Genomic DNA, 22,798 nt, shown 5'->3' with positions numbered 1-22,798 from the left:
CGCCGCCGCCGCCGGGCTCCGTCCCGGAAAGGTCCCGATGAACCGACGCCGTTGGGTGCCGGCCGCTGTCGCGTCCGCACTCGCGCTCTCGCTCGTCCCCGCCGCCAGCGCGGCCCCCGCCGAACCCGAGGAGTCCCCCAGCACGCGTGTCGCCGAGGACCGCGGCACCGTCGCGCCACCGGTCGCGCAGCGCGCGGCCGCCCGTCAGGCCGGGCCCGCGACCGCGGCCCGCAGCGCCGCGCCGCAGTCGACCGCCCTCGCTGCCGCGGCGGCGGGCCAGCTGCCCGGCAAGCCGCGCAACGACGTCATCGTCGACGTGCCGGTCAACCCCGCGGACGCCTCGATCCCGCTCAACCTGATCCCGTACCACGAGTTCGCCCCGCGCCTGCGGGCCCTGCAGGCCAGCCCCCGCATCAGCGTGGAGATCGTCGGGCAGTCGACCCTGGGCCGCGACCTGCACATGGTCGTGGTCACCAACCCGATGACCGACGCGGAGTGGGCGGAGTGGCAGCGGCTGTCCGACCTGCGCACCGCCGACCCCGTCGCCGCGGCGGCGGCGCTGGAGGCCGGGGAGTACGACGACTGGAAGTCCCCGCTGTTCATCAACAACAACATCCACGGCAACGAGTGGGAGGGCACCGACGCGGCCTTCCGGCTGCTCGACGAGTTGGCCTTCGCCGAGGACGACACCACCGACGACCTGCTGGACCGCAACGTCATCGCCGTCGTGGTGTCGATGAACCCCGACGGACGGGTCGCCGCCACCCGCGCCAACGCCAACAGCTTCGACATGAACCGGGACTTCATCACCCAGTCCCAGCCCGAGGTCCAGGTCATGCGGGACCAGCTGATCCGCTACGACCCGCTGACCATGCTCGACCTGCACGGCTACGTGGGCCGGACCCTGATCGAGCCCACCACGGGCCCGCACGGCGAGAACTACGAGTACGACCTGTACATCCGCAACGCCCTGCGCAACGGGCTGGCCATGGAGGCCAAGGTCGTCGCCGAGAACACGGCCGACCTGCTGCCGTACTACCCCGACTACGACTCGGTGGTCATCCCCTACCGCGACGACACGGACGGCTGGGACGACTGGCCCCCGATCTTCACCCCGATGTACGCCATGTTCCACGGCGCCATCGGCCACACCATCGAGTTCCCGCTCAACCCGCGCAGCACGCAGCTGTCGGTGCAGGAGCGCCACAACCGCACCCGGATCAACACCAACATCGCCCACGACACCATGCAGGCCAACCTGGCCTGGGCCACCGAGAACAAGGCGACGCTGCTCGCGGACCAGATCGAGCTGTTCCGTCGCGGCGCCGCCGGTGAGTCGTCCCGCCCGATCGACGACCCGCTGGCGCTCGAGCTCGGCGTCGACCCGGAGCGTGGGATCGACAACACGGGCACCCTCGACAAGGACTACCCGCGCGCCTACGTCCTGCCGGCCGGTGACGCCCAGCGCAGCGAGACCGCGACCGCCCGCGTCGTGGAGTTCCTGCTGGACAACGACGTCGAGGTGGACCGCACCACGGCCCCCGTGACCATCGACGGCACCCGCTACGCGGCGGGCTCCTACGTGGTCGACATGCACCAGGCCAAGCGCGGCATGGCCAACGTCATCCTCGACGTCGGCACCGACGTGACGACCTTCTACCCGACGATGTACGACATCTCGGCCTGGAGCCTGGCGTCGCTGTGGGGCGCGGACGTGGTGACCGTCGAGGACGGTGACCTGCCCGGCAACCGGCTCGCGGAGGTGTCCGAGGTCGGTCCCACCGGCAGCGCCCCCACCGGGCGCCGTCCCGCCTATGTCCTGGACGTCGACAGCGTCGCCGGGGTGCAGGCGGTCAACCGGCTGCAGGCGGAGGGCGTCGCGGTCTCGCGCACCCCGAGCGGCGAGTTCGTGGTGCTGGCCGACTACGCCGTGGTCCGGGCCGTCGCCGGCGACCTCGGGGTCGACTTCACGGCCGTCCGGCCCGGGCAGCTGCCCGCGGCGGAGCCGGTCGACGCGCGGCAGGTCGGTTTCTCCGGCCCCGCCGACGAGCTGTTCGCGCTGCGCCGGATGGGCTTCCAGGTCACGGTCGTCAGCACGGCCGCCGTCAACGACGGCACCGTGTCGTTCGACGACCTGGACGCGATGTACGTGTCGTCCACGGCGCTGAACCCGCTGTCGTTCACCCCCGAGGCCGCTGCGGCCTTCGAGGCGTGGCTCGCCGAGGGCCACGCGGTCGTCGGACGGGGTTCCAGCGGCGTGACCTTCAACTCGCGCGCCGCCCTGCTCCCGGTCACCGCCACGGCCGGTCGGGGCGACGCCAACGGCATCGCGGCGGTCGTCAACGACCCCGCCTCGCCCGTCACGGGCGACGCCATCGAGGAGTCGTTCGTCAGCTCGCCGCGCTGGTTCAGCACGGTGGGTGCCGGGGTCCGGGTCGACCAGCGCCTGGCCGGCGGGGACTTCTTCCTGGCCGGGCACTGGATCGGTCAGGAGGCGGCCGCGGGTCAGCCCGTGGTCGTCAGCGGCACCGCCCGCGGCGCCCAGGTGACCCTGTTCGGCACGGAGCCGCTGTACCGCGGCCACCCCGAGGGCATGTTCACCCAGGTCGCCGAGGCGCTCTGGCAGGACTGACCCGCAGGTCGGTGGCCGGGGCTCAGCCCCCGGCCACCGACTGGATCACCTCGACGGTCTGGCCGCCCCGCACCGGGGTGGCCAGGCCGTCGTCGCGTCTCACGTCCACCCCGTCGACGTAGACGTTGACGAAACGGCGCAGCCGACCGGTCTCGTCGCGCAGCCGTCGGCCCAGCGCCGGGTGGGCGGCGTCGACCTCGCCCAGCAGCGCCCGCAGGTCGCCACCGGCCGGCGCGGGCAGCACCACCTCGCGCCCGCCGCCGACGTCGCCGGCCAGCGCCCGGGGCACGCGCAGCCGGACGCCGTCCCGGTCGGGCCCGGTCGTGGCGGCCGGTCCGCCCCCCGGCATCAGGGTCCGACCACGCCGGCCCGCAGGCTGAGCACGTCGGGCAGCCCGTCGGCGACCGTCACGAAGCCGTCGCCGCTGGAGGCGTACACGTCGCCGCCGCGGGTGCCCAGGTACACCCCCGCCGGGTCGTCGGTGTCGACGCAGGCGGCGTCGCGCAGCACCGCGTTGAAGCACCGCTCCGGCAGCCCGTCGGTCAGGGCCGTCCAGGTCCGGCCGGCGTCGGTGCTGCGGTGCACCGCCAGCCGCGCCCCCGGCGGGACGCGTTCGCCGTCCGCGACCAGCGGCACCACCCACAGCGTCCCGGCCGTGCGCGGGTGGGCGAGCACGACGAACCCGAAGTCCGCGGGCAGCCCGTCGGCGATCGACGTCCAGGTGTCGCCGGAGTCGTCGCTGCGGTAGACGCCGTGGTGGTTCTGGGCGTACAGCCGGCGCGGGTCCCCGGCGTCGCGGGCCACCTTGTGCACGCACTGGCCGTACTCCGGCGCGGGCCCGGGCACGAAGTACGCGGAGATGCCCTGGTTGCGGGGGCGCCACGTGGCCCCGGCGTCGTCGCTGCGGTACACGCCGCCGGTGCTCATGGCGACGTGGACCGTGTCGTCGACGGGGCTCGGCAGCACGGTGTGGGCGGCGGCCCCGCCGTATCCGGCCCCCCAGTGCTCCCGGTGCGGGTGGTCCCACAGGCCGCGGACGAGCTCGAAGTGCTCGCCGTGGTCGGTGGACCGCCACACCGAGATCGGCTCGCAGCCCGCCCAGACCACCCCGGGGCGGTCCTCGTGGTCCGGCTGCAGCTGCCAGACGCGCTCCAGGGCGGCCCCGTCGTCCGGGCCGAAGCGGATCGCGCCCTGCTCGGGCTCGCTCCACGTCGCCCCCAGGTCGTCGGAGTGGCGCACGGTCGGGCCCCAGTGCTCCGAGCGGACGCCGAGCAGGACCCGGGTCCGCCCGCCCCGGGTGTCGACGGCCACGGCCGGCACCTCGTCCATGAGGAAGTGCGGCGGCGACAGCTGCCAGGTCGTCCGGTCGGTGCTGGTGGCCAGCCACAGCCCCTTGCGGGTACCGATGGCCAGGACGGTGGTGCCCATGGCTCCTCCTGCGGGCTCGTGGACGGCCCGGTGCGGTACCGGGCCCGGGGGGTGGACCCCCGCGGCGGTCGGGACTCATCGGTCCCGGTTCGCGCCCGCGGCGCGGGCGCGGTGGGATGGGTCCCGACGCCGCGGACGGGCCGCGCAGGAGGAGGACACACGCATGAAGGTCGTCATCGCAGGTGGGCACGGCGCGATCGCCCGCCTCACGACCAGGCGCCTGGTCGCGGACGGCCACGAGGTGGTGGGCCTGGTGCGCAACCCGGACCACGTCGCGGACCTGACCGCCGACGGCGCGGGCGCCGTGGTCGTGGACCTCGAGCAGGCCCGCACCAGCGAGGTCGCCACCGCGCTCGGCGGCGCCGACGCCGTGGTGTTCGCGGCCGGCGCGGGTCCGGGCAGCGGCACCGCCCGCAAGGACAGCGTGGACCGGGGCGCCGCGGTGCTCCTGGCCGACGCGGCCGAGCTGGCGTCGGTGCCGACGTACCTGCTGCTGTCGAGCATGGGCGTGGACTCCGTGCGGGACGGGGCGACACCGGAGGGCGTCGACGAGGTGTTCGTCGCCTACCTGCGGGCCAAGCTGGCCGCCGAGGAGGACGTGCTGGCCCGCTCCGCCCTGGTGACGGCGGTGCTCCGCCCCGGCGGCCTGACCGACGACCCCGCCACGGGCCGCGTCCGGCTGGAGCGCTCGGTGCCCTCGGGCGAGGTGCCGCGCGAGGACGTGGCCGCCGTTCTGGTGGAGCTGCTGGGCGCGGCCGAGGGCGGGCGCGTACCGGCCCGGCTGGTGGTGGAGTGCGTGGCCGGCGAGACGGCCGTGGCCGACGCCGTCTCGGGCGCCCTCGGCCCGGCCTGACGGGCCCGGGACCGGGGCACGATACGGTCCTGGGGTCGCGCGACCCGGCGCGGCCGCCCACGGGCGGCCCCCGACGACGCGCCCCACCGACCTGATCTACCCCGGTCCCACCACCTAGGAGCATGCCCGTGAGCCACCCCTCCCCCGAGCTCGGAACCCCTCCGGCCCTCCCCCGCGGGGGCATGCGCATCGTCGCCCTCGGCGGCCTGGGCGAGATCGGCCGCAACATGACGGTCTTCGAGCACAAGGGCAAGCTGCTCGTCGTCGACTGCGGCGTCCTGTTCCCCGAGGAGACCCAGCCCGGCGTCGACGTCATCCTCCCGGACTTCACCTACATCCGGGACCGGCTGGCCGACGTCGTCGGCATCGTGCTGACCCACGGCCACGAGGACCACATCGGCGGGGTGCCCTACCTGCTGCGCGAGCGCGCCGACATCCCCGTCATCGGCTCCAAGCTGACCCTGGCGTTCATCCGGGCCAAGCTCAAGGAGCACCGGATCGCCCCGGTCACCCAGGAGGTCAAGGAGGGGCAGCGGCTCGACTTCGGGCCCTTCGACCTGGAGTTCGTCGCCGTCAACCACTCCATCCCCGACGGCCTCGCCGTGGCCATCCGCACCGACGCCGGCATGGTGCTGCACACCGGCGACTTCAAGATGGACCAGTTCCCGCTCGACCACCGCATCACCGACCTGCGGACCTTCGCCCGGCTCGGCGAGGAGGGGGTCGACCTGTTCCTCGTCGACTCCACCAACGCCGAGGTGCCCGGGTTCACCGTGGCCGAGGCGGACCTGAACCCCGCCATCGAGCAGGTCTTCCGGACCGCGCCCCGCCGGGTCATCGTGTCCAGCTTCGCCAGCCACGTGCACCGCATCCAGCAGGTGCTCAACGCCGCCCACGCCCACGGCCGCAAGGTCGCCTTCGTCGGCCGCTCCATGGTCCGCAACATGGGCATCGCCCAGGAGCTCGGCTACCTGGACGTGCCCAAGGGCCTGGTCGTGGACCTCAAGCAGCTGGAGAAGCTGCCGGACAACAAGATCTGCCTGGTCTGCACGGGCTCGCAGGGTGAGCCGATGGCGGCCCTGTCCCGGATGGCCACCCGTGACCACGTCATCCGGATCGGCGAGGGCGACACGGTGCTGCTGGCCAGCTCGCTCATCCCCGGCAACGAGAACGCCATCTACCGGGTGATCAACGGCCTCACCCGCTGGGGGGCCAACGTCGTGCACAAGGGCAACGCCAAGGTGCACGTGTCCGGGCACGCCAGCGCGGGCGAGCTCGTCTACTGCTACAACCTGATCAAGCCCCGCGGTGTCATGCCGGTGCACGGCGAGTGGCGTCACCTGCGCGCCAACGCCGACCTGGCCATCCGCACCGGCGTGCCGGAGCGCAACGTGGTCATCGCCGAGGACGGTTTCGTCGTCGACATGGTCAAGGGCGTGTCGAAGGTCGTCGGCAAGGTCCGCGCGGGCTACGTCTACGTCGACGGGGGCAACGTGGGCGGCGCCACCGAGGCCTCGCTGAAGGACCGCCGCACGCTGGCCGAGGAAGGCGTCATCACCGTGGTCGCCCTGATCGACACCGACACCGGCGAGCTCACCGAGGAGCCGGACTTCATCGCGCGTGGCTTCGCGGCCGACGTGACGACCTTCGACGCCGTGGTGCCGATGCTCCGCAAGACGCTGGCCAAGGCTGCGTCGGAAGGCATCGGCGACGCCCACCAGCTCGAGCAGCTCATCGCCCGCACGGTGTCGCAGTGGGCCCACCGCACGTACCGCCGCAGCCCGCTGGTGATCCCGGTCGTCGTCGACGCCTGACGCACGCCCGGCCGGCCCGCGTCGCGGGTCGGCCGGTCGTGGGCCGGTCGGTCGTGGGCCTGGCCGGTCGTGGGCCTGGCCGGTCGAGGGCCTCAGCCCGCGACGAGCTCGAACCAGACGACCTTGCCGGGCTCGTCCTCGCGCACGCCCCACCGGGTCGCCATCAGGTCGACGAACATGAGGCCGCGACCGTGGTCGGCCTCGGGCGCGGGCATCGACGCCGTCGGACGCACGGGACTGGTGTCGGCCACCTCGACCCGCACCCCGCCCGGCAGCGAGGTCACCGTCAGCCGGGCCCCGCTGCCGGCGTGGCGCACCGCGTTGCTGACCAGCTCGCTGGTGAGCAGGGCCGCCGTACCCACCAGCTGCTCCGGCAGCGCCAGGTCGGCGCAGCAGGAGCGCAGGAACGACCGGGCGGTCCGGACCGCCGACAGGTCAGGAGCCAGCGCCAGGCGCTGCTCGTGCGCTGCTATGACCATGCCCACCTCGGCGACGCAGTCGAGGGCTGCCTCCCTGCGGGGTCAGGGTCGGCGTGCTGCGCTGCTCGAAGGTTAGGGCCGGGACCGCGGCCCGGCAACGTGGCCGGCGGCGTCGACCGAGGTCAGCGGCGGGCGGGTTGGCCTCACCGTGCCGCGGGTACCCAGACCCCATGGCTCACACCCTGACCCGTCCCCGCCGCGGCAAGATCCTGGCCGGCGTCTGCGCCGCCCTGTCCGAGCGGTTCGGCATCCCCAAGTTCCTCGTCCGGCTCGGCTTCATCCTCTTCGGCCTGTTCGGCGTCGGCGAGATCGCCTACATCGCGCTGTGGATCATCATCCCGAAGGCCCCCGCGTGAGCGGCCCCGACCCGAACGGCCCCGACCTGAGCGGCTACCGCGTCCTGGTCACGGGGGCCAGCAGCGGCATCGGCCAGGGGGTGGCCGTGGCGTTCGGGCGGGCCGGCGCGGCCGTGGCCGTCAACTACCGCTCCGACGACGAGGGCGCCGACGACGCCGTGCGCGCGATAACGGAGGCCGGAGGCACCGCCGTCGCGCTCAAGGCCGACGTCAGCGACCCCGACCAGGTCGGCGACCTGTTCGAGCGCACCGTGGCCGAGCTCGGTGGTCTGGACGTGCTGGTGGCCAACGCCGGGCTGCAGAAGGACGCCCCGGCGCTGGAGATGTCGGTCGAGGACTGGCGCACCGTGGTGGACGTGAACCTGACGGGGCAGTTCCTGTGCTGCCAGGCTGCGGCCCGGCAGTTCGTCGCCCAGAGCGATGAGCGACCCGCCCGCGCCGCCGGCTCGATCATCTGCATGTCCAGCGTCCACGACCGCATCCCGTGGGCGGGTCACGCCAACTACGCGGCCTCCAAGGGCGGCATCGACATGCTCATGCGCACCCTGGCTCAGGAGTGGGCGCCCCGACGGATCCGGGTCAACTCGATCTCGCCCGGCGCGATCAAGACCCCGATCAACACCGAGGCCTGGTCCACGCCCGAGGCGGAGGCCGAGCTGCTGCAGCTGATCCCCTACGGCCGGGTCGGCGAGGTCGACGACGTCGCCGCCGCGGCGCTGTGGCTGGCCTCCGACGCGGCGGACTACGTCACGGGGACCACCCTGTACGTCGACGGCGGCATGACGACGTACCCGGAGTTCAGCGACGGCGGCTGAGCTGCACGGTCAGGGGTGGCGCCAGCCGTCCACGCAGACGGAGGCCGTCAGCCCGTCCGGCGTCGACGCCGACAGGTCCGGCAGCGCGAACAGCCCGTCCTCACCGCCGTGGTGGTAGCCGTACTCCTCGAACAGCCGGTGGTACTCGTTCACGTCCAGCAGCCGGCCGTCGGCGACCATCCCCAGCGCCGTGTCGCCGCCCGTGAGGCGGATCTCGCCCGTGACGCAGTCCATGTCGAACTGCATGGGGTAGTCGATCGCCCAGTTCGTGCCCTGCCCGGTGCCGGCGCCCCCGGGGCCGACCGGTCCCTGAGGACCCTCCGGTCCGGCCGTGCCCTCGGGGCCGGCCGGGCCCTCCTCCCCGGCGACGCCCGTCGTCCCGGTGGCGCCCGTCGTCCCGGTGGCGCCCCTGGCGCCGGTCGCGCCGGTCGCACCCTTGGCGCCGGTGGCACCCTTGGCGCCGGTCGTGCCCTTGGTCCCGGTGGCCCCCTTGGCGCCGGTCGCACCCTTGAGCGCCCAGGACGTCGCCTTCTCGAAGGACTTGCACGCCTGGCCGGCCGGGACCACCCGGGTGGCGCCGACGGGGATGACGGTGACGCGCTGACGGAAGTAGTTGGTCACGTAGCGGTCGGACTGCGAGATGCAGGCGTGCACGGTGCTGCCGGTGGCGGCGGTCGCGCTGGGGACGGCGACCACGGCTCCGGCCAGCAGCAGGGCGGACGCGGCGAGGGTTCTGACGACTAGCTGACGGGTCACGGTCCGGCTCCGGTCTCCCCGTTCGACGGGGAATGGGTCCCGGCCGGCGCGTGCCGGCGGGGCGGGCTCGACACCGCGGGGCGGCGTCGTCGTCCTCCGGGACCATCGACGGCCGGCACCCCCACCTGCAGCCGGGGAGCGTCCTCGTACCCGAACGCCGGGGACGGCCGACCGGACGGCCTCCCCGCCGGCCGCGCGCGGGCCCACGGTCGGCCCGGGAATGAAACCGCGCCGACGACGTTGCCGCCATCCGTGCGACTCCTCTGCGCCTGCCCCCGCTGCGACGGCCTCCCGTTGCGCCGCGAGTGGTTGACGCGACGTCGGCACGTGGACCTGGGCCGGCTGGCCAGCAGCGTCTGTCCGGGTCGAGCCCCGCGCTCGACCCGTCAGTCCTGCCCGTAGCCGTACCGCCCTCCCGAGAGGTCCCAACCCAATGATCCGTGCCGTCTCACGCGTGCCCTTCGCCGTCCAGGTCCTCGTCGGCCTGGTCCTCGGTGTCGTCCTGGGCGTCGTCGCCCGCCAGATGGGGGGATCCGCCGAGGACCCCAGCTGGCTGGCCGTCACCCTGGACACCATCGGGTCCACCTTCGTCACGCTGCTCCGGGCCGTCGTGCCGCCCCTGGTGTTCCTGGCCATCGTGGCCAGCATCGCCAACCTGAGGCAGGTCACCGACGCGGCCCGCCTGGCCGGTCAGACCCTGCTGTGGTTCGCCATCACGGCGCTCGTCTCGGTGGGCATCGGCCTGACCATCGGCCTGCTCACCAACCCCGGCCTGAACACCTCGGTCGACGCGACCGCCGCCACCGACCCGGGCCGCACAGGGTCCTGGCTGGACTTCCTCACCGGGATCGTGCCGGCCAACGTGCTGGGCCTCGAGGCGGCGTCCTCCACCGGTGACGACGGCGCCATCAGCACCGGGCTGTCGTTCAACGTGCTGCAGATCATCGTCGTGGCCATCGTGGTCGGCATCGCCGCCCTGCGCAGCGGCCACGCGGCCGAGCCCTTCCTGGGCTTCACCCGCTCCGCCCTGGCCGTGGTCCAAAAGGTCCTGTGGTGGATCATCCGGCTGTCCCCGATCGGCACGGTCGGCCTGCTCGGCAACGCCGTGGCCCAGTACGGCTGGGACGCCCTCGCCCCGCTCGGGGTGTTCGTCGTCGACGTCTACGTCGGGCTGCTGATCGTGCTGCTCGTGCTCTACCCCGTCGTGCTGCGGCTCAACGGCCTGAACCCGCTGCGGTTCTTCGCGGGGGCGTGGCCGGCCATCCAGCTCGCCTTCGTGTCCCGGTCCTCGATCGGGACCCTGCCGGTGACGCAGCGGGTCACCGAGCGCAACCTGGGGGTCCCCCGGGCGTACTCGTCCTTCGCCGTGCCTCTGGGTGCGACGACCAAGATGGACGGCTGCGCCGCGATCTACCCCGCGCTGGCCGCGATCTTCGTCGCGCAGTTCTACGGCATCGACCTCGGGCTGACCGACTACCTGCTCATCGCGTTCGTGTCGGTCGTGGGCTCCGCCGCTACCGCGGGCCTGACGGGTGCGGTGGTCATGCTCACGCTGACGCTGTCCACCCTGGGACTGCCGCTGGAGGGCGTCGGGCTGCTGCTGGCCGTGGACCCGATCCTCGACATGGGCCGCACCGCGGTGAACGTCGCCGGTCAGGCGCTCGTGCCGACGGTGGTGGCCAAGCGCGAGGGCATCCTCGACGTCGACACCTACAACAGCAGCAACGCCGCCGACCCGTTCTCCGACGACGAGGCGGTCGAGCCGACCGTGGTGGAGTCGACGACGTCCACCGACCCCGACGGCCCGACCCCGGCCGACGGCTCCCCGGAGCCCGCCGGGCGCACCGTGTCGGCGGCCGGGCGCCGCTGAGGCGACCGGCTGCGACCCGGGACCACCACGTCGGTGGTCCCGGGTCGCGCGTCGGGTCGTGCGTCGGGCCGCCCCGGGTGAGCATGGGGTCATGACCTCCCCCGCCCGTCCCCGGCCGACGAGCGCCCACCGCTCCCCCTGGCCCGGCCCGCGCCCCGTGCCCGACCCCGGGCTGTTCGGCCCGGGCAGCGTCTCCTGGCGGCTGCACGGCGACCCGGTGCTGGTCATGGGCGGGCTGCGGGCCCTGATGCTGCAGTCCATGCACCCGGACGTCGTGCTGGGTTTCGTCCAGAACTCCGGCTACCAGCAGGACTGGTGGGGCCGGCTCAACCGCACCGCGGAGTACGTCGGCCTGACGACGTTCGGCACCCGGGCGGAGATCGACGCCGTGGCCCGCCGGGTCCGCTACGCCCACGCGACCTTCCGCTTCACCGACGCCGACGACGGCCGGGAGCGCCGGCTGGACGAGCCGGAGCTGCTGCTGTGGGTGCACTGCGCGCTGGTGGACTCCATCGTGCACGTGGCCCGCCGCTCGGGTCTGGAGCTGACCGGCCGCGACGCCGACACCTACCTCGCCGAGCAGGTCCGCTTCGCCGAGCTGGTCGGGCTGGACCCGACGACCGTGCCCGACAGCGAGGCCGCCCTGGCCGACTACATGCAGGACATGGCGCCCGTGCTGCGCCTGGACGCCGCCGGCAAGGAGGCGATCAGCAGCCTGCTCGCCCCGCCGCTGCGGCCGGTGGTGGAGCTCGCCACCCCCGCCCGGCTCGGCTGGTCGACCCTGGCCGGCATCACCTTCGCCACGCTGCCGCCGGCCGTGCTGGCCCTGTTCCCCGCCGCGTTCCGCGCTGGCCCCTCGGCCGTGCCGCCGCAGGCCGTGTCGGCCGCCCTGCGCACCATCCGGCTGACCGGTCAGGGCGTCCGGGCCGTCGTGCCCGCGCTCCGGCGAAGCCCGATGGAGAACGCGGCCCGGCGTCGGCTCGGCATCGCCTGACGAGGCCGCGCGGCCGACGCGGCCGCAGACGTCGCCCACGGGTTCCGGCGAACCACCGCCGGCCGGAGCACCGGGTCAGTAGCGTCTGCTCATCCGCGACGGAGGGTCGGCCATGGGCTGGACGCACGCTGGAGATCGGGTCCCCCGGACGTCGTGGCTGCTCCTCGTCGCCGTGGCCTGGCTGCTGCTGCTGCCGCCCGGTCCGGCCTGGGCGTCGGGCCTCACCCCCACGACGACCGTGCAGGACGGGTGCGAGCGGGCCCGGCAGCTGGTGGCCGACGAGCGCCACGACGACGCCGTCACCCTGATCACCGGTCTGCGCGAGGCCGCCCCGGACGACGCGGCCCCCGCGTGCACCACGGAGTACCTCGACGCGCTCATCGGGCTCACGACGCCCCAGGAACCGACGCTGGCGAACCGGGTCGAGGACACCTGGACCAGCTTCCTCGACGACCACGTCACGCCGTGGCTGGTCCCCGCCCTCGCCCTGTTGGCGTGGTCGGCCCTCGTGCTCGCGGCCGCCCGGCTGCTGCTGCTCACGCCCCGGCTGGTCGGCAACGACTGGGCCCGGCTGGTGTCGACGCGCGGCTGGTTCGCGCCGGTGCTCCTCGTCGTCGCGTGGGCGGCCCTGCTGGTCAGCGGGCTCCTCGCCACGGGGCTCCTTCACGTCGTCGTGATCGCGCCAGGCGAATGGACCAACCGTTGGGGCACCCTCGCGTTGATGACATTCGTCCTGCTCGTGCTGTCGGCCACCTGGTGGCGCGGCAGCCGGAACGAAGGCTCGAGCGCCGTCGTGGCGTCGGTGCTCACAGTCGCCGCAGCGGGTGTCGTACCGGCTTCAACCCTGCTGGTGCTCATGATCGCCAACGACCCGGTGCCCGTCCCGGCCCTGGGTCCGGCAACCCTGGTGGGTCTGGGCGCGGCGGCGGCCTTCGCCGCCGCGTGGGGAGGCGGCACGCGGCTGACCATCCGGCTCGACGGCGCGGTGGAGGGTTCCGGGATCTCGGCGGAGCAGATCCGTCTGGTCGCCGGCCGGCTCGGGTCCGCGCCGCCCCGCGGGCTGGAGGTGCCGCTGGGCACCGACGCCAGCTTCCTGGCCCCGGTGTCGCTGGACAGCCTGCCCGCCAACGCCGTGCTCGCCGCCGTCGACCGGCTGTGGAAGCTGTCCCGGCCGCCCACGCCGTGGCTGCTCGTCGTGACCGTGGCCTCGGCCGACCTGCTGTCGATGGTGCTGACCCGCAACGGCGAGCGCATCAAGACCGACACCGTCCACCGCGGGACGCTGCTGCGGCCGCTGCGCGAGGTGATGTCGGACGACGAGCGGGCCGCGGTCGACCTCGCCACCTTCCCGGCCGCGTTCGCGGTGGTGACCATGGGCCGCGAGCGGCAGGACCCCGGCCTGGCGGGGGCCGTCTCCTGGCAGAGCGTGGGGATGCAGTTCCTGGGGGCGCTGTGCGCGGACGACGACCGCGATACGCAGCGGACGGTCTTCGCGCGGGCGGTCGAGATCGACCCGGGCAACCTGCTGGCCCGCACCAGCTACTGGCACGCCCTGTACCGCGACGCGGTGGACGCCCCCACCCTGCAGCGCTACCGCAGCCTGCTGGACGACCTGCTCGGACCATGGGACGAGGAAGGTGCGCCCGCCCGGTCCGCCGCGGTGGCCCCGGGCCGCCTGGACCGGAAGGAGGCGGCCCTGCGCCTGCGGCTGCTGTTCTCCCGGGTGGCCGTCGGCATCAACCTGCGGTGCCTGGACGCCCACGACACGGACGGCCTGGCGGAACGGGCCCGAGAGCTGCTGGACGAGGCCGACCGCCCCGTCGACCACTCGGGGCCCCAGCCGGTGCAGTGGTCGGAGATGCGTCGCACCGCGCGGTACCTGGTGATGTCGCTCGCGGCCTTCGAGCTGCACCCCAGGCCGGGGAGCGTCGCCGGGCACCCCCACCCGGAGAACCTCGGCCCCGCGGCCAACTACGCCCTGGGCTGCTACTACGCGTCGGTCGTGACCGAGGCGGAACGCAAGGACGGCAGCCTCCACGACACGGAGGTGACCGCCGCGGTGCGGCACCTCGAGCTGGCCTCGGTCGCACCCGCGCTACGCGCCTGGCGAAGGCACGACCCCCAGCTGTCGGGGCTCCGCGGGCACCCCACCTACCGGGCCACCTTCCCGACCTCGCGGCAGCCGGCCTGACGACGATCGCTCGGCTGTACTCAACCTGTGGGTTGACAACACTGGGCGACCGGGCGCACGATTACTCAACCGATCAGTTGAGGAACCGATGTGACCGACGACCTCTCACGGGTCTTCGCCGCTTTGGCGGACCCCACCCGACGCGACATCGTCGCGCGGCTCACCACGTCCGACGCCACGGTCAGCGAGCTGGCCGCCCCCTACGACGTCAGCCTCCAGGCGGTCTCCAAGCACGTGCAGGTGCTCCAGCGGGCCGGCCTGGTGTCCCGCAGCCGGGAGCAGCAGACCCGACCCGTGCACCTCGAGGCGGAGGTGCTCGACCTGATGACGGGGTGGATCGAGCGCTACCGGCGCCAGGCCGAGCAGCGCTTCCGCCGCTTGGACGACGTGCTGGCCCGGCTCGACGAGCACGGCGACCTGCTCGACCCCGAACGCCCTTCAGCCCGAGGAGAAGCATCATGACCGGCACCACCACCCGCACCGAGGCGACGATCGAGGCCGACCCGACCGTCCCCGCCATCCGCATCACCCGCGACTTCGCCGCCACACCCGCCCAGCTCCTGCGCGCGCACACCGACCCGGAGCTCTACGCCGCCTGGGTCGGGCCGCGGGACGTCCGGACCCGGATCGACCACTGGGACGCCCGCTCGGGCGGCAGCTGGCGCTTCACCAACATCCGCGACGGCGCCGACGGCGAGGAGGAGTACTCGTTCCGGGGCTGCTTCCACGAGGTCAGCGACCGGCTGGTGCAGACGTTCACGTGGGAGGGCATGCCGGAGGCGGTGTCCCTGGAGACCATGACGTTCGAGGACCTGGGTGACGGCCGCACCCGGCTGCACGCGACGTCGCTGTGCGACAGCTTCGAGGGTCGCGACGGCTGGCTGGCCAGCGGCATGGAGGTGGGCGTGAACGACGGCTACGCCGAGCTCGACGCCCTGCTGGACGCCGGCCGCGTGGGCTGATGGGTCTGCCGACCGACGAGGTCGCCCGGTTCGACGTCGTCGCGGCCCGCTTCTGCGGGCTGGTCCGGGGCACGACCGACTGGTCCGCCCCGGCCCCGGTCGACGGCTGGGTCGCCCGGGACGTCGTCGAGCACCTCGTCACCTGGCTCCCGGGACTGCTGGGTGCCCACGGGGTCCAGCTCGGGGCGGCACCGGTGGACGCCGGACCGGTGGCGCGGTGGGAGGCGCACGCGGTCGCGGTCCGGGACCTGCTGGCCGACCCGGCCTCACGTGACCGGCTCGTGCAGGACCCGCACTTCCCGCCCATGTCCCTCACCCAGGTCGTGGACCGGCTGTGGACGACCGACGTGTTCCTGCACAGCTGGGACCTGGCCCGGGCCACCGGGCAGGAACCGGGGCTGGACCCGGAGCACTGCCTCGAGCTGCTGGCCGGGATGGAGCCAGCGGAGCAGATGATGCGGTCGTCGGGCCAGTACGGCCCCCGCGTGGCCGTGCCCGAGGACGCCGACCCGCAGACGCGGCTGGTCGCGTTCGTCGGCCGCGACCCGGCCTGGTCCGCCCCGCCCACCTGAGGCCGGCGCCGGCGGGGACGACGACGCCCCGGTCCCACCAGGGGGCCGGGGCGTCTCACGTGGCAGGGTCACCGGGGCCCGCAGGGGGCCCCGGCCCGGGCTCAGGCCAGCGTGGCCGTGTCGATGACGAACCGGTAGCGGACGTCGGAGGCCAGGACCCGCTCGTAGGCCTCGTTGATCTTCTCGGCGGGGATGACCTCGACCTCGGCGCCCAGGCCGTGCTCGGCGCAGAAGTCCAGCATCTCCTGGGTCTCGCGGATGCCACCGATCATCGAGCCGGCGAACGAACGACGGCCGCCGATGAGCGAGAACACGTTGAGCGACAGCGGCTCGGCCGGCGCCCCGACGTTGACCATCGAGCCACCCACGGCGAGCAGCGACAGGTAGGCGTCGACGTCGATCTTCGCGCTGACGGTGTTGAGGACCAGGTCGAAGGACCCGGCCAGCTGCTCGAACGTGGCCGGGTCGCTGGTGGCGTAGTAGTGCTGGGCCCCCAGGCGCAGGCCGTCCTCCTGCTTCTTCAGCGACTGCGACAGGACGGTGACCTCGGCGCCCATGGCGTGGGCGATCTTGACGGCCACGTGGCCGAGCCCGCCGAGGCCGACGACGGCGACCTTGGTGCCCTTGCCGACGCCCCAGTGGTGCAGCGGGGAGTACGTCGTGATGCCCGCGCACAGCAGGGGCGCGGCGACGTCGAGCTCGATGCCGTCCGGGATGCGCAGGACGAAGTCCTCGGTGACGACGATGCCGGTCGCGTAGCCGCCCTGGGTCGGGCCGTCCGCGTCGACCCCGCCGTAGGTGCCGACGTTGCCCTTGACGCAGTACTGCTCCTCGCCCTTGGCGCAGTTCACGCACTCACCGCAGGAGTCGACCATGCAGCCGACGCCCACGCGGTCGCCCACGGCGTGCTTGGTGACCTCGGAGCCGACCTCGGCCACGATCCCGGCGATCTCGTGACCGACGACCACCGGGTAGGTGGTCTCGCCCCACTCGCTGCGCGCGGTGTGGATGTCGGAGTGGCAGATGCCGGCGAACTTGATGTCGATGCGCACGTCCTGCGGGCCGACCTCACGACGCTCGATGGTGGTGGGCACCAGCGGGTCGGTGGCGGACGTGGCGGTGTAGGCGTTCACGGTGGTGGTCATGGGGCTCCTCGTGGCTGGGGGGCGCGGTACGGACCCGGGTGACCAGGTCCGCCCGCAGGCACGTCTGGTGCCAACCCATGCGCATGACGAGATGTTCCACGGCCGGCACCTCAGCCCATGCCCTCCATGGCCATGACCTCCCAGACGTGGCCGTCGGGGTCCGCGAACGTCGAGTAGTACATGCCGTCGGCGTCGACCGATGGCAACCAGGGCGAGCCCCCTGCGGCCAGCGCGGCGGCCAGCATCCGGTCGACCTCAGCCCGGCTGCTCGCGGAGATGCAGGTCAGGACCTCGGTGGTGTCCCTCTGGGCGATGTCGCCGGTGATGAACCCCTTGAACTTGGGCTCGGTCAGCAGCATGACGAAGATGTTCTCGTCCACCACGACGCACGCCGCGGTGTCGTCGCTGAAGTCGGGGTTGGTCGTGAACCCGAGCGCGGTGTAGAAGGCGACGGAGGCCTGCAGGTCGGCGACGGGCAGGTTGACGAAGATCAAGCGGGGCATGCTGGCTCCTCGGGGCGGTGGCGCCGTCCGGTACGGGCGCCTCTGCTGCCTAGGACGTCCGGGCCCCAGGCAAGTCATCGGTCGCCGCCCCCCGTGATGCCCCCCGGGACGGCCGGTGCCCCGGCTCCTCAGGAGGAGCCGGGGCACCGGTCGGACGGGCTCGGTCAGAAGAGCATCAGCTGCAGCCGCTGGTGGAGCCGCAGCCCTCGCAGACGTAGCAGGACCCGGCGGGGCGCATCTTGACCCCGCAGGTCATGCACATCGGGCTGTCCTGGGTGCGGCCCTGGATGGCCTCCATCAGCTCGGCCGAGGAGTGCACCTGGGCCGGGACGGCCTTGGTGCTGGCCGGGGTGGCCGCCTGGACCGGAGCCGGCTGCGCCGGGGCGGACTGGGCCAGGGTGTCGGCGTCGTAGTGGCTGTCGCCGAGGTCCCCGTCCTCGTCGGTGGCGACCTCCTCGTAGGAGCCCGTCTCGAGCTGGCGCTGCCGCTCGTCGGCGGTGAAGATCCCCAGCGCGGAGCGGGTCTCGAAGGGCAGGTAGTCCAGCGCGAGGCGCCGGAACACGTAGTCCATGATCGAGGCGCTCATCCGCACGTCCGGGTCGTCGGTCAGGCCGGCGGGCTCGAAGCGCATGTTGGTGAACTTCTCGACGTAGGTCTCCAGCGGCACGCCGTACTGCAGGCCGATGGACACCGCGACCGAGAAGGCGTCCATCATCCCGGCGAGCGTCGAGCCCTGCTTGCTCATCTTGAGGAAGAGCTCACCCAGGCCCTCGTCCGGGTAGGACGAGCTGATCATGTAGCCCTGCGCTCCGCCCACGGTGAACGACGTGGTGCTGGCGGGACGCTTCTTGGGCAGACGACGCCGGACCGGGCGGTACTCGACCTTGACCTCGGCGGCCGCGGCCTTGTCGGCGGCCGACGCGCCCCCGCTGGTCGTGGCCTTGGACCCGCTGGACAGCGGCTGGCCGACCTTGCAGTTGTCGCGGTAGACGGCCAGCGCCTTGAGGCCGGACTTCCAGCCCTCGAAGTAGACCTCGGCGACCTCCTCGACGGTGGCCTCCTCGGGCATGTTGACCGTCTTGGAGATGGCGCCGGACAGGAACGGCTGGACCGCGGCCATCATCCGGACGTGGCCCATCGGCTTGATGGAGCGGGCGCCGATGGCGCAGTCGAAGACCTCGTAGTGCTCCGGCTTGAGACCGGGGGCGTCGGTGACGTGCCCCTTCTCGCCGATGTAGGCGACGATCGCCTCGATGGTCTCCTCGGTGTAGCCGAACTTGCGCAGCGCGCGCGGGATCGTCTGGTTGACGATCTGCATGGACCCGCCGCCGACCATCTTCTTGAACTTGACCAGCGAGAAGTCCGGCTCGATGCCGGTGGTGTCGCAGTCCATCATGAAGCCGATGGTGCCGGTGGGGGCCAGCACGCTGGCCTGGCTGTTGCGCCAGCCGTTGACCTCGCCCAGCTTGTTGCCCTCGTCCCAGACCTTGACCGCCAGCGCGTGCACGTCCTTGTCCAGGGCGTGCATGGTGCGGATGGAGTCGTTGGCCGCGGCGTGCTTGCGCATGACGCGCTTGTGGGCGTCGGCGTTGCGGGCGTAGCCGTCGTAGGGGCCGACGACCGCGGCCAGCTCGGCGCTGCGCTTGTAGGACACGCCCGTCATCAGGCTGGTGATGGACGCGGCCAGCGCCCGGCCGCCGTCGGAGTCGTAGGCCAGGCCCGAGGCCATCAGCAGGGCGCCCAGGTTGGCGTAGCCGATGCCGAGCTGGCGGAACGCGCGGGTGGTCTCGCCGATGGGCTCGGTCGGGAAGTCGGCGAAGCAGATCGAGATGTCCATCGCCGTGATGACCAGCTCGACGCTCTTGGCGAACTGCACGGCGTCGAAGCTGCCGTCGTCCTTGAGGAACTTGAGCAGGTTGAGGCTGGCCAGGTTGCAGCTGGAGTTGTCGAGGTGCATGTACTCGCTGCAGGGGTTGGACGCGTTGATGCGACCCGACTCCGGCGTGGTGTGCCAGTCGTTGATGGTGTCGTCGTACTGGATGCCGGGGTCGGCGCAGGCCCAGGCGGCCTCGGCCACCTTGCCCCACAGCTCCTTGGCGTCGACGGACTCGATGACCTCGCCGGTGCTGCGCGAACGCAGCCCGAAGTCGGTGCCCGACTCCACGGCCCGCATGAACTCGTCGGACACGCGGACGGAGTTGTTGGCGTTCTGGTACTGGACGCTGGTGATGTCCTTGCCGCCGAGGTCCATGTCGTACCCGGCGTCGCGCAGCGCGCGGATCTTGTCCTCCTCGCGCATCTTGGTCTCGACGAACTCCTCGATGTCCGGGTGGTCGATGTCGAGCACGACCATCTTGGCGGCGCGACGGGTCGCACCACCGGACTTGATGGTGCCGGCGCTGGCGTCCGCACCCCGCATGAACGAGACCGGGCCCGAGGCGGTGCCGCCGGAGGACAGCAGCTCCTTGCTGGAGCGGATGCGCGACAGGTTGAGGCCCGCGCCGGAGCCGCCCTTGAAGATGCGCCCCTCCTCGCGGTACCAGTTGAGGATCGAGTCCATCGTGTCGTCGACGGCGAGGATGAAGCAGGCGCTGACCTGCTGCGGGGCCGGCGTGCCGACGTTGAACCAGACGGGTGAGTTGAAGCTGAACACCTGGTGCAGGAGCATCCAGGTCAGCTCGTGCTCGAAGACCTCGGCGTCGTCCGGCGTGGCGAAGTAGCCGTGCTCCTTGCCCGCCTTGGTGTAGGTCAGCACGACCCGGTCGATCAGCTGGCGCAGGCTCCGCTCGCGGTTGTCGGCGCCGACCGCCCCGCGGAAGTACTTGGTGGTGACGATGGAGGAGGCGTTCACCGACCAGAAGTCGGGGAACTCGACGCCCCGCTGCTCGAAGATCGTCTCGCCGGACTTCCAGTTGGTCTGGACGACGTCGCGCGACTCCCAGGTGACCTGGTCGTAGGGGTGCACCCCCGGCGTGGTCCAGACCCGCTCGACGTGCATGCCCCCCGACGCCTTGCCGGTGCGCTTGCTGGTGGTCTCGGTCATGTGCTTCCCCTGATCATTCGTCGGTCGGCTGTGCTGGCTCGTGCTGCGGTGCTGAGGTGATGGGTCGGGTGCTGCGTGCGGGGGTCCGGGCCGGCCAGGAGGATCCTCCCGGCGACGGCTGACAGTCAGGTGGTCTGCTGCTCGCGCTCGACGCGCAGCAGCGTGATGGCCGCCTCGAAGTCCTCGAGGGAGTCGAAGGCGCGGTAGACGCTGGCGAAGCGGAGGTAGGCCACCTCGTCCAGCTCGCGCAGCGGCGGCAGGATGCTCAGGCCGATCTCGTGGGCCTCGATCTCGGCCGCGCCGGTCTGGCGGACCTGCTCCTCCACGCGCTGGGCCAGCAGCGCGAGGTCGTCCTCGGAGACCGGCCGGCCCTGGCAGGCCTTGCGGACCCCCGAGACGACCTTGGCCCGCGAGAAGGGCTCGGTCGCGCCGGAGCGCTTGACCACCGTCAGGCTCGCGGACTCCAGCGTGGTGAAGCGGCGGTCGCAGTCCTGGCACTGCCGCCGACGGCGGATGGCCGCACCGTCCTCGGTCACCCGCGAGTCCACGACCCGGGAGTCACCGTGCCGACAGAACGGACACCGCATGGCTGACCTCTACTCTCCTGCTGAGGGGCGACCGGGGCGACCGTGCCGCCTGGCCTGTGGATCCACCTGTGGGCAACCTGTTGACGCACCGGCGTGTCGGTGTGGACGGGCTGTGGACCAGATGTGGACGAACGACATCTGTGTAACTACTAGATGTTGTGCCAACCGTAACAGGGGACCACAGGAACGCAAGCCCCACCCCGCCCCCGCGTGGCGCCGGTCGACCCACCGGCGAACGCAGACGACAAGACCCCGCCGCATCGATCGCGACGGGGTCCGGCAGCGGTGCTCAGCTGGTGGGTACCAGCAGCGTGGCCCCCGCCTGCACGCCTGTGCTGTCCAGCGAGTTGAGGGCGACCACCTGGTCGACGACCGACCGCGGGTCGCGCTCGGGCGCGTGGGTGCGGGCGATCTGCCACAGCGTGTCGCCGGGCCCCACGACGACCGAGGTCGTGACGACGGCCTCGCTCACCTCCGCACCGGAGCGCACCCCCTCGCCGCCGTCACCGGCGACCGCACCCGGCGCGACGACGGCCGCGACGGCGAGCCACAGCAGCACGAGCCCGGCCGCGAGCACCGAGGCCGCCGCCGTCAGCACCGCCGCACGGAGCAGTCGGCGACCGCGCCGGGTCAGCACGAGGCCGCCACGGCTCCCACCGGGGGCCGTGCGGTCCTCCCGTGCGGCCGGGACGACCACGTCCGGGGTGCGCACGCCGGAACGTGCGATGGACCGGTTGGTCGTGCGGGTGACGACGGGTGCGGTGGCGAGTGCGGCGGTGCTCATGTCGATCTCCTCCAGACGCGTGTTCGAGGCCAGGGCGGCCCGGTCGAACACCTGTACGTTAACCTCAGGTCGAGACTTTGTCGAGCACCTGTTCGAACGGGACCACATCGGTGCAGGTCCAGGGCTCGACATGACTGGGACACACCGACCGATGTGCTTGTGGACAGGTGTTCGACGGCCTAACTTCATGATCGAGAGACAACACGGGGGGCCGGACACAACCCCCGGAGCACCGAGGTCGCCCACCTCGGCCCACGCGAAGGAGCCCGCCATGACCACCACCGACCTGGACGGCCTCACCCCCCGCCAGCGGCACGTCCTGGACACCATCCGGGACGCGGTCGAGACCCGTGGCTACCCGCCGTCCATGCGCGAGATCGGCGAGGCGGTCGGGCTGACCTCCCCCAGCAGCGTCGCCCACCAGCTCGCCACGCTGGAGAAGAAGGGGTACCTGCGCCGTGACCCCAACCGGCCCCGGGCGATCGAGGTCGTGCACCCCGACGACGGCCGCCGGGCCCGCACCCCGTCCCGGGTGGTCGACGCTGACGCCGGGACGGCGGCCGCCGCGGCCACCGGCACGTTGCGGTTCCGCTCGGGCGAGCACGACAGCGAGGCCATGACGGTCCCGGACGCCAGCATGGTGCCGCTGGTGGGACGGATCGCCGCCGGCGGCCCGCTGCTGGCCGAGCAGGTCGTCGAGGACGTGTTCCCGCTCCCCCGCCAGGTGGTCGGCGACGGCACCCTGTTCCTGCTGCAGGTGGTCGGCGACTCCATGATCGACGCGGCGATCTGCGACGGCGACTGGGTGGTCGTGCGGCAGCAGCCGGTGGCCGAGAACGGCGAGATCGTGGCCGCAATGATCGACGGCGAGGCCACGGTCAAGACGTACCGGCGTCGCGACGGCCACGTGTGGCTGATGCCGCACAACCCGGCGTACACGCCGATCCCGGGCGACGACGCCACCCTGCTGGGCAAGGTCACCGCGGTCCTGCGCCGCGTCTGAGCAGGCCGGGC

Annotated in this window: 22 protein-coding genes; 13 read left to right on the top strand and 9 right to left on the bottom strand. The window is 72.8% G+C overall.

Annotated elements, in window-relative coordinates:
• Positions 1 to 37 precede the first annotated feature (37 nt).
• Positions 38 to 2,632 (top strand): M14 family zinc carboxypeptidase, encoded by a 2,595-nt coding sequence (locus SJY06_RS13170; RefSeq protein ID WP_380167992.1) that lies wholly within the window; start codon positions 38 to 40, stop codon positions 2,630 to 2,632.
• A 22-nt stretch (positions 2,633 to 2,654) separates the two neighbouring features.
• On the opposite strand, the gene SJY06_RS13165 is transcribed toward SJY06_RS13170, so the two are convergent.
• Positions 2,655 to 2,981 (bottom strand): MoaD/ThiS family protein, encoded by a 327-nt coding sequence (locus tag SJY06_RS13165; protein WP_380167991.1) that lies wholly within the window; start codon positions 2,979 to 2,981, stop codon positions 2,655 to 2,657.
• Entirely contained in the window at positions 2,981 to 4,060 is a 1,080-nt protein-coding gene (locus SJY06_RS13160; RefSeq protein WP_380167990.1) for a WD40/YVTN/BNR-like repeat-containing protein, read from the bottom strand. The genes SJY06_RS13165 and SJY06_RS13160 overlap by 1 nt, the downstream gene beginning before the upstream one ends.
• Positions 4,061 to 4,223: 163 nt before the next feature.
• Between SJY06_RS13160 and SJY06_RS13155 the strand changes: the two genes are divergently transcribed.
• A complete protein-coding gene (locus SJY06_RS13155) occupies positions 4,224 to 4,913 on the top strand; it encodes an SDR family oxidoreductase (RefSeq protein ID WP_380167989.1) in 690 nt (229 codons plus the stop codon).
• A 128-nt stretch (positions 4,914 to 5,041) separates the two neighbouring features.
• On the top strand, positions 5,042 to 6,727 hold the full coding sequence (locus SJY06_RS13150; RefSeq protein WP_380167988.1) for a ribonuclease J: 1,686 nt from the start codon (positions 5,042 to 5,044) through the stop codon (positions 6,725 to 6,727).
• A 92-nt stretch (positions 6,728 to 6,819) separates the two neighbouring features.
• On the opposite strand, the gene SJY06_RS13145 is transcribed toward SJY06_RS13150, so the two are convergent.
• The gene (locus SJY06_RS13145) at positions 6,820 to 7,206 is read right to left on the bottom strand and encodes an ATP-binding protein (RefSeq protein WP_380167987.1); all 387 of its coding nucleotides are present in this window, start codon (positions 7,204 to 7,206) and stop codon (positions 6,820 to 6,822) included.
• A 170-nt stretch (positions 7,207 to 7,376) separates the two neighbouring features.
• Here SJY06_RS13145 and SJY06_RS13140 point away from each other — a divergent pair, with 170 nt between their 5' ends.
• Together SJY06_RS13140 and SJY06_RS13135 are read left to right on the top strand one after the other, a co-directional pair.
• Positions 7,377 to 7,562 (top strand): PspC domain-containing protein, encoded by a 186-nt coding sequence (locus SJY06_RS13140; RefSeq protein WP_380167986.1) that lies wholly within the window; start codon positions 7,377 to 7,379, stop codon positions 7,560 to 7,562.
• On the top strand, positions 7,559 to 8,377 hold the full coding sequence (locus tag SJY06_RS13135; protein WP_380167985.1) for an SDR family oxidoreductase: 819 nt from the start codon (positions 7,559 to 7,561) through the stop codon (positions 8,375 to 8,377). The genes SJY06_RS13140 and SJY06_RS13135 overlap by 4 nt, the downstream gene beginning before the upstream one ends.
• A 9-nt stretch (positions 8,378 to 8,386) precedes the next feature.
• Here SJY06_RS13135 and SJY06_RS13130 read toward each other — a convergent pair whose 3' ends face one another.
• Positions 8,387 to 9,133, bottom strand: coding sequence for a hypothetical protein (locus SJY06_RS13130; protein ID WP_380167984.1), 747 nt, complete (start codon positions 9,131 to 9,133; stop codon positions 8,387 to 8,389).
• 252 nt (positions 9,134 to 9,385) lie between these two features.
• On the opposite strand from SJY06_RS13130, the gene SJY06_RS13125 reads away from it, so the two are divergent.
• The 7 genes from SJY06_RS13125 (at position 9,386) to SJY06_RS13095 (ending at position 15,722) form a co-directional block, all read left to right on the top strand.
• Entirely contained in the window at positions 9,386 to 9,535 is a 150-nt protein-coding gene (locus SJY06_RS13125; RefSeq protein ID WP_380167983.1) for a putative leader peptide, read from the top strand.
• A gap of 52 nt (positions 9,536 to 9,587) precedes the next feature.
• Complete coding sequence (locus tag SJY06_RS13120; protein WP_380167982.1) at positions 9,588 to 11,003, top strand: dicarboxylate/amino acid:cation symporter; 1,416 nt, start codon at positions 9,588 to 9,590, stop codon at positions 11,001 to 11,003.
• A 91-nt stretch (positions 11,004 to 11,094) separates the two neighbouring features.
• Positions 11,095 to 11,997 (top strand): oxygenase MpaB family protein, encoded by a 903-nt coding sequence (locus tag SJY06_RS13115; RefSeq protein ID WP_380167981.1) that lies wholly within the window; start codon positions 11,095 to 11,097, stop codon positions 11,995 to 11,997.
• Between the two features lie 112 nt (positions 11,998 to 12,109).
• Positions 12,110 to 14,188: a hypothetical protein gene (locus SJY06_RS13110; RefSeq protein ID WP_380167980.1), complete on the top strand. Its 2,079-nt coding sequence runs from the start codon at positions 12,110 to 12,112 to the stop codon at positions 14,186 to 14,188.
• Positions 14,189 to 14,278: 90 nt separating this feature from the next.
• Positions 14,279 to 14,650 carry an ArsR/SmtB family transcription factor gene (locus SJY06_RS13105; RefSeq protein WP_380167979.1) on the top strand — a complete coding sequence of 124 codons (372 nt, stop codon included), beginning with the start codon at positions 14,279 to 14,281 and terminating at the stop codon, positions 14,648 to 14,650.
• Complete coding sequence (locus tag SJY06_RS13100) at positions 14,647 to 15,150, top strand: SRPBCC family protein (RefSeq protein WP_380167978.1); 504 nt, start codon at positions 14,647 to 14,649, stop codon at positions 15,148 to 15,150. Before SJY06_RS13105 ends, SJY06_RS13100 begins: the two co-directional genes overlap by 4 nt.
• Positions 15,150 to 15,722 carry a TIGR03086 family metal-binding protein gene (locus tag SJY06_RS13095; RefSeq protein WP_380167977.1) on the top strand — a complete coding sequence of 191 codons (573 nt, stop codon included), beginning with the start codon at positions 15,150 to 15,152 and terminating at the stop codon, positions 15,720 to 15,722. Before SJY06_RS13100 ends, SJY06_RS13095 begins: the two co-directional genes overlap by 1 nt.
• Before the next feature lie 101 nt (positions 15,723 to 15,823).
• Here SJY06_RS13095 and SJY06_RS13090 read toward each other — a convergent pair whose 3' ends face one another.
• From SJY06_RS13090 to SJY06_RS13070, 5 genes are all read right to left on the bottom strand, one after another.
• Positions 15,824 to 16,867 (bottom strand): NAD(P)-dependent alcohol dehydrogenase, encoded by a 1,044-nt coding sequence (locus SJY06_RS13090; protein WP_380167976.1) that lies wholly within the window; start codon positions 16,865 to 16,867, stop codon positions 15,824 to 15,826.
• Positions 16,868 to 16,977: 110 nt separating this feature from the next.
• A complete protein-coding gene (locus SJY06_RS13085; protein WP_380167975.1) occupies positions 16,978 to 17,370 on the bottom strand; it encodes a VOC family protein in 393 nt (130 codons plus the stop codon).
• Positions 17,371 to 17,545: 175 nt separating this feature from the next.
• A complete protein-coding gene (locus SJY06_RS13080; protein WP_380167974.1) occupies positions 17,546 to 20,413 on the bottom strand; it encodes a vitamin B12-dependent ribonucleotide reductase in 2,868 nt (955 codons plus the stop codon).
• A gap of 125 nt (positions 20,414 to 20,538) precedes the next feature.
• Positions 20,539 to 21,000, bottom strand: a complete 462-nt coding sequence (gene nrdR, locus SJY06_RS13075) for a transcriptional regulator NrdR (RefSeq protein WP_380167973.1) — start codon at positions 20,998 to 21,000, stop codon at positions 20,539 to 20,541.
• Positions 21,001 to 21,289: 289 nt separating this feature from the next.
• Positions 21,290 to 21,784, bottom strand: a complete 495-nt coding sequence (locus SJY06_RS13070; RefSeq protein ID WP_380167972.1) for a LysM peptidoglycan-binding domain-containing protein — start codon at positions 21,782 to 21,784, stop codon at positions 21,290 to 21,292.
• Positions 21,785 to 22,055: 271 nt separating this feature from the next.
• On the opposite strand from SJY06_RS13070, the gene lexA reads away from it, so the two are divergent.
• Complete coding sequence (lexA, locus tag SJY06_RS13065; RefSeq protein ID WP_380167971.1) at positions 22,056 to 22,787, top strand: transcriptional repressor LexA; 732 nt, start codon at positions 22,056 to 22,058, stop codon at positions 22,785 to 22,787.
• Positions 22,788 to 22,798: the final 11 nt, after the last annotated feature.

Origin of the sequence: Jannaschia sp. R86511 (genome assembly GCF_042466345.1) — a bacterium.
Taxonomy (GTDB): Bacteria; Actinomycetota; Actinomycetes; order Actinomycetales; family JBBAYJ01; genus Aquipuribacter.
This window is presented reverse-complemented; position numbering and strand designations above follow the sequence as displayed.

What these genes read in the sequence shown, in the direction of transcription:
- SJY06_RS13170 (WP_380167992.1), top strand. Translation starts at nt 38, where the DNA reads ATGAACCGACGCCGTTGGGTGCCGGCCGCTGTCGCGTCCGCACTCGCG.
- SJY06_RS13165 (WP_380167991.1), bottom strand. Translation starts at nt 2,981, where the DNA reads ATGCCGGGGGGCGGACCGGCCGCCACGACCGGGCCCGACCGGGACGGC.
- SJY06_RS13160 (WP_380167990.1), bottom strand. Translation starts at nt 4,060, where the DNA reads ATGGGCACCACCGTCCTGGCCATCGGTACCCGCAAGGGGCTGTGGCTG.
- SJY06_RS13155 (WP_380167989.1), top strand. Translation starts at nt 4,224, where the DNA reads ATGAAGGTCGTCATCGCAGGTGGGCACGGCGCGATCGCCCGCCTCACG.
- SJY06_RS13145 (WP_380167987.1), bottom strand. Translation starts at nt 7,206, where the DNA reads ATGGTCATAGCAGCGCACGAGCAGCGCCTGGCGCTGGCTCCTGACCTG.
- SJY06_RS13140 (WP_380167986.1), top strand. Translation starts at nt 7,377, where the DNA reads ATGGCTCACACCCTGACCCGTCCCCGCCGCGGCAAGATCCTGGCCGGC.
- SJY06_RS13115 (WP_380167981.1), top strand. Translation starts at nt 11,095, where the DNA reads ATGACCTCCCCCGCCCGTCCCCGGCCGACGAGCGCCCACCGCTCCCCC.
- SJY06_RS13110 (WP_380167980.1), top strand. Translation starts at nt 12,110, where the DNA reads ATGGGCTGGACGCACGCTGGAGATCGGGTCCCCCGGACGTCGTGGCTG.
- SJY06_RS13100 (WP_380167978.1), top strand. Translation starts at nt 14,647, where the DNA reads ATGACCGGCACCACCACCCGCACCGAGGCGACGATCGAGGCCGACCCG.
- SJY06_RS13095 (WP_380167977.1), top strand. Translation starts at nt 15,150, where the DNA reads ATGGGTCTGCCGACCGACGAGGTCGCCCGGTTCGACGTCGTCGCGGCC.
- SJY06_RS13090 (WP_380167976.1), bottom strand. Translation starts at nt 16,867, where the DNA reads ATGACCACCACCGTGAACGCCTACACCGCCACGTCCGCCACCGACCCG.
- SJY06_RS13085 (WP_380167975.1), bottom strand. Translation starts at nt 17,370, where the DNA reads ATGCCCCGCTTGATCTTCGTCAACCTGCCCGTCGCCGACCTGCAGGCC.
- SJY06_RS13080 (WP_380167974.1), bottom strand. Translation starts at nt 20,413, where the DNA reads ATGACCGAGACCACCAGCAAGCGCACCGGCAAGGCGTCGGGGGGCATG.
- nrdR (WP_380167973.1), bottom strand. Translation starts at nt 21,000, where the DNA reads ATGCGGTGTCCGTTCTGTCGGCACGGTGACTCCCGGGTCGTGGACTCG.
- SJY06_RS13070 (WP_380167972.1), bottom strand. Translation starts at nt 21,784, where the DNA reads ATGAGCACCGCCGCACTCGCCACCGCACCCGTCGTCACCCGCACGACC.
- lexA (WP_380167971.1), top strand. Translation starts at nt 22,056, where the DNA reads ATGACCACCACCGACCTGGACGGCCTCACCCCCCGCCAGCGGCACGTC.